The organism is Streptomyces sp. NPDC007991 (assembly GCF_042958445.1).
Taxonomy (GTDB): Bacteria; Actinomycetota; Actinomycetes; order Streptomycetales; family Streptomycetaceae; genus Streptomyces.
Map to the genome: position 1 here is coordinate 672,442 of NZ_JBIBJD010000005.1, position 9,206 is coordinate 681,647.

Annotated in this window: 7 protein-coding genes and 2 pseudogenes; 6 read left to right on the plus strand and 3 right to left on the minus strand. The window is 69.0% G+C overall.

All coding sequences use genetic code 11. The features are described from left to right. Positions 1-302: 302 nt before the first annotated feature. Positions 303-1,499: an MFS transporter gene (locus tag ACFZDA_RS17635; RefSeq protein ID WP_391081667.1), complete on the plus strand. Its 1,197-nt coding sequence runs from the start codon at positions 303-305 to the stop codon at positions 1,497-1,499. 254 nt (positions 1,500-1,753) lie between these two features. Here ACFZDA_RS17635 and ACFZDA_RS17640 read toward each other — a convergent pair whose 3' ends face one another. Next, complete coding sequence (locus ACFZDA_RS17640) at positions 1,754-2,377, minus strand: TetR family transcriptional regulator (protein WP_391081670.1); 624 nt, start codon at positions 2,375-2,377, stop codon at positions 1,754-1,756. Between the two features lie 343 nt (positions 2,378-2,720). Here ACFZDA_RS17640 and ACFZDA_RS17645 point away from each other — a divergent pair. The 4 genes and pseudogenes from ACFZDA_RS17645 to ACFZDA_RS17660 form a co-directional block, all read left to right on the plus strand. Continuing rightward, positions 2,721-3,022, plus strand: a pseudogene (locus ACFZDA_RS17645) (D-alanyl-D-alanine carboxypeptidase); the annotation flags it as partial. 397 nt (positions 3,023-3,419) lie between these two features. Next, on the plus strand, positions 3,420-5,075 hold the full coding sequence (gene istA / locus ACFZDA_RS17650) for an IS21 family transposase (RefSeq protein ID WP_391081672.1): 1,656 nt from the start codon (positions 3,420-3,422) through the stop codon (positions 5,073-5,075). After that, positions 5,072-5,863: an IS21-like element helper ATPase IstB gene (istB, locus tag ACFZDA_RS17655; protein ID WP_391081675.1), complete on the plus strand. Its 792-nt coding sequence runs from the start codon at positions 5,072-5,074 to the stop codon at positions 5,861-5,863. The genes istA and istB overlap by 4 nt, the downstream gene beginning before the upstream one ends. Before the next feature lie 97 nt (positions 5,864-5,960). Further along, positions 5,961-6,452, plus strand: a complete 492-nt coding sequence (locus tag ACFZDA_RS17660) for a nucleotidyltransferase domain-containing protein (RefSeq protein WP_391081748.1) — start codon at positions 5,961-5,963, stop codon at positions 6,450-6,452. A 35-nt stretch (positions 6,453-6,487) separates the two neighbouring features. Here the strand turns inward: ACFZDA_RS17660 and ACFZDA_RS17665 are convergent, their stop codons facing one another. Further along, entirely contained in the window at positions 6,488-7,069 is a 582-nt protein-coding gene (locus ACFZDA_RS17665; protein ID WP_391081677.1) for a DUF1269 domain-containing protein, read from the minus strand. A 510-nt stretch (positions 7,070-7,579) separates the two neighbouring features. Further along, positions 7,580-8,020 (minus strand): annotated as a pseudogene (locus ACFZDA_RS17670) (NAD(P)/FAD-dependent oxidoreductase); the annotation flags it as partial. Positions 8,021-8,162: 142 nt separating this feature from the next. Here ACFZDA_RS17670 and ACFZDA_RS17675 point away from each other — a divergent pair. Then, entirely contained in the window at positions 8,163-8,768 is a 606-nt protein-coding gene (locus ACFZDA_RS17675; protein WP_391081680.1) for a hypothetical protein, read from the plus strand. Positions 8,769-9,206: the final 438 nt, after the last annotated feature.

Genomic DNA, 9,206 nt, shown 5'->3' on the forward strand with positions numbered 1-9,206 from the left:
CCCGGGGGGGGCGGGGTTTTTGGGGGGGGGGGCGGGGGGCGCCCCCCCCCCCCCCCGCCGCGGGGGGGGGGGGGGGGGGGGGGGGGGGCCCCCCCCGGGGGGGGGGGGGCCCCCCCCCCCCCCCACACCCCGCCGACCCCGCTGACCGACAGGGCCACGGACACCCCCCCACGTTCGTGGCCCTGTCTCTTTCGCAACGTCTCCCGCCCCTCCTGAACTCGTGAGGCCCTCATGCTTGTCGCACACTCGGCGCGCCGCCGGGGAACGGTCGCAGTCCCCAACTCCCCGCAGAGGAGCGGCCGGTGAACGCGCGCAGCGGCTCCGCCCTGACCTTCGGCGTGGCGGTCGCCCTCATCGCCGGAGTCACCCTCGGCAACGGCGGAGCGAACGTGATGCCCGTCTTCGTCGACGACTTCGCCTCACGCTTCGCGCTGTCGGACTCCGCCGCCGGACTCGTCGCCGCGACCCAGCTGATGGCGACCGCCATCGTCACCCTGCTGCTGGCCAAGCGGGCCGCACGACCGGGGCGGGTGCTGATGACGCGCTTCGGTCTGGCGCTCGCGGGAGCCGGCTTCCTGGGAGCGACGGCGGCCACCGGCCCGGTGACCCTGGTCCTGGCCAACCTGGTCATCGGCGCGGGGCTCGGCGCGGTCTACGCAGCGGCCACGGCCGCGCTCGCCGCCACCGACGACGCCGACAAGGCCTCCGCCGTCACCATCTGCGGCGTGGTCGGCGTGACCGCACTGCTGATCATGGGCGTCCCCGCGGCCAACCACGGCCTGGGGGAGGGCACCGGCTTCCTCCTCATGGCACTGTGCTGTCTGCTCGCCTGGCCGCTGCTGCGCCGACTCCCCGACGGCCCCGCCGGTCCCACGGCACCGGGCGCAGCCTCCGCCGGCACGCGAGGGGCGGCCCCGGCGAGACCGTCGGTCGTGCTGCTCGCCGGCACCGGGCTCCTGTGGGCCGTCACCCAGGGCGCGTGGTCGTACGCCTCGGTCCTGGGCCGCCAGCACACCGGCATGTCCCACTCCGCCGTGTCGGCCGTCCTCGCGATCTCCAGCGTCGTGGCGCTCGTCGGCGCGGTGGTGGGTCCGGTGGCGGCGCGGCGCTTCGGGCGTATGCGGTCGATGGCCGTCTTCGTCGCGGCGCAGGCCCTCGCGATGGCGGTCCTGATCTTCACCCACGACCCCGTGCTCTTCACCGTCGCGGCCGTCCTCTGGCAGGCCTGCCAACTGGCCGTCCTGGTGCAGATGCTCGCCGCCGCGGCACTCATCGACCCGACCGGCCGCCTGGTCGCCTCCCTCAGCGGCGCGGGCGCGCTGGGCACCGGCGTCGGACCGCTGGCCGTCGGCGCCGTTCTCGACGGTGCCGGGGCCGGCGTACTGGGCCCCGTCCTGGCGATCGGCACCTTCCTCGCCTCGCTGCCCCTGCTGAGGATGACGGTGGCCAGTGGCGAGGCCACCAACGAACCGCAGCCCGGACGCGTGCCGACGGTCTGAAGACACCGTCCCGACCGCGCGGAACAGCCGCTGCCCCTGTCCGATGTCAGGGGCAGCGGCTGCCTGGGCGTTGAGGGCCGGTTGCCTTGGCCACGGGGCGCAGACGCTGCTCCGGCGAAGAGATGACGCCGCCGGACCGGAGGTCTACGACCGGCCCCGCACCGCGGATCCTGGCACCTTCCGGCCGGCCGACGTCCGGAGCTCATCGCTGGGTAACCGCGACAAGGGCGAGGCCGGCCTGTTCCGCCCTGCTGTCAGCTCTTCGGCAGGGTCACGAACTCCATTCGGCCTCCGGCGAGAGCGACGACAGCGGAGACCAGGGCCTGCAGACAGGTGAGCTCGGCCTCTTCGTCGGGCAGTGAGAGATGTTGCACCGAGAGGCCGTCGAAGCCGGCCAGGAAGAACCGGGCGAGGGTCTCGGCCGGCTGGGCGAGCTGGTGACGGGTGCGCTCGGCCGCCTCGGTCACCAGCTTTGTCGTCACGGCCGTCACCTCGCGGTAGTGGCCCTCGAGGGCCTCCTGCAGCCGTGGTGTCCGGAGCGCGAGCATGGACAGTTCGGTGAGCAGCTGGTGGGTGGTCGGCTGCTCGCGCAGGGTCTGCCACAGGGCGGCGGCGAGTGCCGCGACCGTCTCCTCGAAGCCGGCGTCCGCGGGCGCCGCCCGTTCGACCTGTGCGATCAGATCATGGGTGAGCTGCTCCATGACGGCCCGGTACAGGTCTTCCTTGGTGCCGAAGGTGTAGTGCACCGTCGCCTGGGCCACGCCCAGCTCGGCCGCGATGGCACGGGTGCTTCCGGCAGCCACGCCCTCCCTCGTCATGAGGTCGATGGCGGCCTTGATCAGCTGAGGACGGCGCTCTGCCGCAGAAACATGAGCCATGAAGACATCATAGCGACTTAGTCCAGTGAATGAATCGTTCGATCAGGTCACGATTTCCGGCACTCCTTCTGCGGCTGAGGTCGCGGTGGTCGGTCTCTGCCGTGGCTCGCGGCGACGAGGTGGCCGGCCTCGGCCGCGATCTTGCGCAGCCAGATGGGGGCGGGGTCGCGTTCGTGCAGGGGGTGCCGCAACAGTGATTCCACCAGCGGTCCCATCCCGAAAGGCAGGTCGACGACGGTCGTGCCGCTGCCGGAAGGAGCCAGACGGGCGGCACGCTCAGGGAGCACACCCATCCGGTCGGTGCCCGCGATGAGGTGGGGCAGGGAGAGGAAGTTCTCGCTGCAACAACATCGCCGAGACCCTGCTGCGGATGACCGCGCTGCGCGCCGGGCAGCCCGCCACGTTCGAGGGCGGCACGGCGGTCGTACGGGACGTGCTGAGCCGGCGGTACGGAGTGTCGCTGGAGAACTTCGAGATGTACGACGGGAGCGGCCCCTCCCGTGCCAACCGCATCCCGGCCCGGACCCTGGCGGAGATCCTCGACCTGCTGACGGAGAAGCGCTACGAGCACCGCCTGAGCTCGCCCGCGACGGCCTCCCGGTCGCGGGCGAGGCCGGCAGCACGCTCGGCCCGGAGTGGAGCCGCCAGGCTCGACGAGTACGACCGGTGAGGTGCTGGTGGGCCGAGCGGGGCTGGTGGTGTCGCGCAGCGTGGCCAGGGCCGGGCCCGGAGGTCAGCGGCCCTCTTGCGGGGACGCGAAAAACACACGGCCCGAATCGCTGGGTAGCCATGGAGTGGTTCGGGTGGCGTCAGCAGCGGTGTGACGCCACCCGGGGCGGGATCAGGCAGTCGGTTCGCCGGTCCTGGCGGGCTGGGGGTTGATCGCGTCGCGGAGCTGGCTGTGTGCGTGAGTAGTGACACCGCCTGTCGGTCAGCGACGACACCACCCCGCCTCATCGGAGAGCGGTATCGCTGAGTTTTGACACCACCCTGGTGCTTGCGGTGGGACCATCGAAGTGCACCGCGTGGTGAGGGGGCATGGATGCCGCCGAAGTCCAAAGTTGATCTGTACGCGGCGATCCGTCGTGATTCCCGGGCCGGTCTGTCGAACCGGGCTTTGCAGCACAAGTACGGGGTGGGTTTCCGCACGATGCAGAAGGCTCTGACCTCGGTCTGGCCGGAGCCGCGCAAGAAGCTTCCGCCGCGCAGGACGCGGCTGGACCCGTACAAGGGGCTGGTCGACGAGATGCTGCGGGCGGATCTCACCGCGCCGCGCAAACAGCAGCACACCGCCAAGCGGATCTTCGACCGGCTGGTTGCCGAGCATGGCGCGGCCGACATCACCTACGGGATCGTCCGCGCCTACGTCGCGGTACGTCGCGAGGAGATACGGATCGCGGCGGGCCGGGGCATCGCGAAGGCGTTCGTGCCGCAGTCCCACCGGCCGGGAGCCGAGGCGGAGGTCGACTTCGGGGATGTGACGATCCGTCTGGCCGGTGAGCAGGTCAAGTGCAGCCTGTTCTCCTTCCGTCTGTCGTACTCCGGCAAGGCGGTACACCGGGTGTCCGCCTCCGGCGGCCAGGAGGCGTTCTTCGAGGGGCATGTTCACGCTCTCAGCGTGCTGGGCGGGGTGCCGACCGGCAAGGTCCGCTACGACAACCTCAACTCGGCCGTCGCCCAGGTGCTGGGCTTCAACCGGGCCCGGGTGGAGACGGAACGGTGGACCGCGTTCCGCTCGCACTTCGGCATCGAGGTCTTCTACTGCCGTCCCGGCATCGAGGGAGCACACGAGAAGGGCGGGGTGGAGGGGCAGATCGGCTACTTCCGCCGCAACCACTTCGTCCCCGTTCCCGAGGTCGGCTCGCTGGCCGAACTGAACGCGATGGTCGACCGCTGGGACGAGGAGGACGACGCCCGGCGGATCCGCTCCCGCCCGCGGACGGTCGGCGAGTACTTCGCCGCGGAACAGCCGTTGCTGAAGCCGTTGCCGACGGAGCCATTCGAGACGGGCCGGCTGTTCGCGCTGCGGGTGGACCGCTACGGCCAGATCAGCGTCCGCACCAACCACTACTCGGTGCCGGTGCGGCTGATCGGAAGACGGGTGCGCGTGATGCTGCACGCCTCCGAGCTGGTGGTCTACGACGACGGCGTCGAAGTCGCCCGGCACGAACGGCTGATGACCAAGGCTGGGTCGCGTCTGGTGCTGGACCACTATCTGGAGGCACTGATCCGCAAACCGGGAGCGCTGCCCGGTTCGACCGCGCTGGAACAGGCCCGCTCGGCGGGGAAGTTCACCCCGGTCCACGACGCCTGGTGGGCAGCGGCCTGCAAGGCCCACGGCGACCGGGACGGCACCCGGGCACTGATCGAGGTCCTGCTGCTGGGCCGGCACATGCCCCACGAGCACCTGGTCGCCGGACTCGCCGCGGCCCTGCGGGCGGGAGCGATGACCTCGGACGCGGTCGCGTTGGAGGCCCGCAAGGCAGCGGAGGCCGACGACACCACCGCCCCGGCGGTGCTGCCGGAAGGGCCGGAGTCCGACCGGTTCGGGCATCCGAAGGTCACCTCCCTGACCGAGCGGAGACTGGCGCACCTGCCGCCGGACACCCGGCCGCTGCCCTCGGTGGCCGTCTACGACCAGTTACTGCGACGACGCCGGCCGGGCGGCCGGCCCCGACCCGAGGGAGAAGAGCCGTGACCGTCAAACGCCACCGCGGACTGACCGAGCAGGCCGCCGACGCGGCCATCGAGGCATCCTGCAAAGCCCTGCGACTGCCCACGATCCGGGGCCAGTTCGCCGACATCGCCGAAGACGCGGCCAAGGGCCAGATGACCTACCGCGGGTTCCTCGCGGAACTGCTGCTGGCCGAGTGCGACGACCGGGCCCGCCGACGCTCCGAGCGCCGGATCAAGGCCGCCTCTTTTCCCCGAGAAAAGTCTCTGCGGCAATTTGATTTCGACGCCAACCCGAACATCGACCCGGCCGTCATCCACACCCTCGCATCCTGCGAATGGGTGAAGAAGGGCCTGCCGCTCTGTCTCATAGGAGACTCCGGCACCGGGAAGTCCCACCTGCTGATCGCGCTCGGAACCGAGGCCGCGATGGCCGGCTACCGGGTGAAGTACGTCCTGGCCACCAAGCTGGTCAACGAGCTGGTCGAGGCCGCCGACGAGAAGGTCCTGACCAAGACGATCGCCCGCTACGGACGCGTCGATCTCCTCGCGATCGACGAACTCGGATACATGGAACTCGACAAGCGGGGCGCCGAGTTGCTGTTCCAAGTTCTCACCGAACGGGAGGAAAAGAACAGCGTCGCCATCGCCTCCAATGAAAGTTTTGGAGGGTGGACAAAAACGTTTACCGACCCCCGGCTCTGCGCAGCCATTGTCGACCGTCTCACCTTCGGCGGGAACATCATTGAGACCGGCACCGACTCCTTCCGCCTCGCCCAGACCCGAGCCAGGGCCGAGCAGCACTCCGACTGACGATCACAACGAGCTCTCTTCGACAGGAGCCTGTCCTGTCGGGCCCAAAGGAAATCATTCGCTGCCCGAGGCGGGCGCTTCTAGCCTGCATCGGGTGATGAAAGCTGATGACGTGTTGTTCGTCCTGGCCCTGTTGCAGCGGGCGAAGGTGGATGTCTGGGTCGGTGGAGGATGGGGGATCGATGCTCTGCTCGGTGAGCAGACCCGGGACCATCGCGACCTGGACTTGATGCACCGGCAAGACCAGGAAGCCGCTGCGTTGGCGGCCCTCTCGGCGGAAGGTTTCGTGGAGAGCCTGGACTGGAGGCCCATCCGATTCGTCGTGACGGCCCCGGACGGGCGAGAGATTGACCTTCATCCGCTGGTCTTCTCCGACGACGGCTCAGCGGTGCAGGCGTCACCCGATCCGCAGCGTCCTTTCGTCTATCCCTCCGCATGCTTCGTGACCGGGACCGTCCAGGGGACGCCCGTCCCGTGCTTGTCCGCCGAGCAGCAGGTCTACTTCCACCAGGGATACGAACCATCGGAACGCGATCGGCACGACATGGCGCAGCTCCGCCGCGTCTTCGGGATCGCCACGCACTTTTGACCCAAGTTGTGGGCCGAGGCTCTTTCGAAGACCGATCAAGGAAGGAGGCCCGAGCAACCTGAGGCGGTGTCAAAACTCACCGACATTCTCGAACCCACGGAGCAGAAACCGCTGTCAGAACTCATCGACACATGCTGTTCCCAGTCATCGACAAAGCCACGGAGCCTCTGCTCCTCGGCCAGGGTCAGTGAGGTGTGCAGGAGGTCACCGCCGTACGGGGCGATCCGGGGCAGCACCTTTTCCTCGGTGACATCGATGATCAGGGCGATCACGGCGGCGCCGCCGGGCTGAAGGCGGTGGCCGAGCTGGTTGATGAAGGCCGTGTTGTCGTCCTCGTCCTCGGACGCGGCTGCGGTGACGCTGCCGGTGGCGGCGCCTATCGCGGCGCCCAGCAGCGGCTGGAGCAGGAGCAGCCCGATGAGGCCACCCCAGATCGCGCCGGAGACCGCACCGTCGACCACCGGGTTGCCCGAGGAGTGAATCTTGACCTTGCCCTGCTCGTCGCGGGTGACGAGAACCACATCGGCGAGGTGCAGGGAGTGTTCGGTCTTGAGGGCGTGCAATTCGGCCAGCACCTGCTTGGCGGTGGCCTCGTCGTTGTAGGCCACGGCGATCATGTCCGCTCATGGGATGACTCCTGTCGTGTCGGGACGTGCCTGCACACCGGGAACGTCGACAAACGCGATGAGGTGGTGCTCATCGGGAAGCTTTGTCCTGTCCGGGGCTCGGTGACGGCACCACTATGGACTATGTCGAACGACAAAGTCAATCGAGTGACAAAGTCGCCGGTGTTGCCGGGACAGTGAGAGGTGGAAGCGTCGGTTCGCCGAAATGAACCAGTCGTTCATCAAGCAGGGCGATCCCCTCTTGACCTGTGGGCCGCCGGACCACGCCCGAGCTGCGCACCGAGTCGTTCTGGCAGGTCAGTGCCATGGGGCGGATCAACGGCCCTCGCGGAGGCAGAACACTGTGCGGCAGAGAAGGGTGGGCCACAAGCAGCAGCCTGGCCGACCGGCGATTGTCCGTCGTCGGCGGCGGCGCCGGAGCATGGGCGCCACCGGCTTCCCGCCCGTACCGACGCCGCCGAGGTGCAATTCTTCCGGCCCGCTGAACTGACCGGGCAATTAGGAGACGTTGGGATGCCACTGCGAGCCCGTGCACGCGACGACCTGCCCGCGCACGCTCTCCCGCCCGTCGGCCCGGGTGACCGTCCGGGTGCCGTCCGCGTTCTTCTCGACTCTTTCCACCTCGACGCCGAACTGGATGCGGTCCGTCAGCCCCTAGGCGTCGGCGAAGGACCGCAGGTACGACAGGATCTTCCGGTGGGGCGGGTAGTCCGCGAAGTGGTCGAGCATCGGGAAACCGCCGAACCCCGACAGGGTCCTGCTGGAAATTAAGTGGGCCGACTCGTACATCGGGCTGCCGGGGTTGTCGATGGCCCAGATGCCGCCGGGCCCGGTGTGCCGGTCCATGTGCGTGTACGGCAGATTCCACTCCGCCAAGGCCTCGGCGACCGCCAGCCCGGCATACGCCCCTATCACGCACGTATCAGACTGGCTTTCCTTCACAGGCCTGCCTCCTCGTTCGGTCCGCCTCACGGGCGTTGGAGGAACGTATTCACCCGCCGTTCAGCGGGGAACTGACCTGCGCGGCCACGGACCGGACCTCAGCGGCCGCACCAGCGCGGCATCCGTCTGCGCGAAATCCAATTTGTTCGTACCGGCCGTCGACCAGCAGGACCCCGAGTCCGCGCCCGTGCACACCACAGTCGACAACCAGCTCACAGCCCTCGACCCAGACTGGAAACTCCCCTACGGCCCCGACTGGCATCGCAAGCACCATCTGCTGCGCCGCCACCTGGAAGCCGGCAACCACCCCAGCACGCTGCGCCGCGACACGGTCATCCATGGAGTGAAGGAGGGCAGCTGGCTGCACCACCAGCTCACCAGCTGGCCCGACCTTGACCCCGGCCAGCGCGACCTGCTCGCCCGCAGGGGAATCACCCCCGACCGCGCCCTCCTGGACCAGGAGCACGCCGCGGGCAGGCCGAGCACATCGCGGCGGCGCACGTTCGCGCAGACAACCGAGATCCTCGGGCTCTTCCTGGCACGGTGGGGACGCACCCCCGGCGCCCGAGAGTGGATCGAGGTGGACGGCGACCGTGTCATGATCGGTCCCTGGCTCGCCAAGGTCCGCACCAAACTGAACACTGATCAACTCCCCTCAACACAAGAAGAGTTGGTGTCCGCTGCGCTTGCCGAGCACGGCATCGATCTGGTCCGCGCTCCCGGCACCATCGGGCCATCAAACGGCTGAGGTTTGGCCGCTGAACTCAGTGCGGCGGCAGCCTCGTTTCGCGCACCCCTGGCCCCATCTCCGGTATGCGGGGGAGTGGCAGAACTCGAATACTCCAAAGTTTTGGAGACAAGGAAGCAGCGGCACAACAGGATTGGCACGGCTCGACGTTCTAGTCGTAACTGACGAGCCGTCACCAAGCACCCAGTCGGGTAGAGCAATGACCGCCGCCCCCCTGCTGCTAGCCGAATTAACTTGCACCCCAGTCATGTTGGCCGTGAAAAGCCAAGGCAAGTCGGTGCGGAGGCACGATCGCGGAGCGATCGGGACACCGCACCGACGACCCAACTCGATCCGCGGAGCGGATTCGGTCCCGGAGGGACCGAGCCCAGCCCCCGCGGAGCGGGGGCTGAAACCGACGCGTAGCGTCGGCGCGTCGTTCCTGCGGAGCAGGACGCG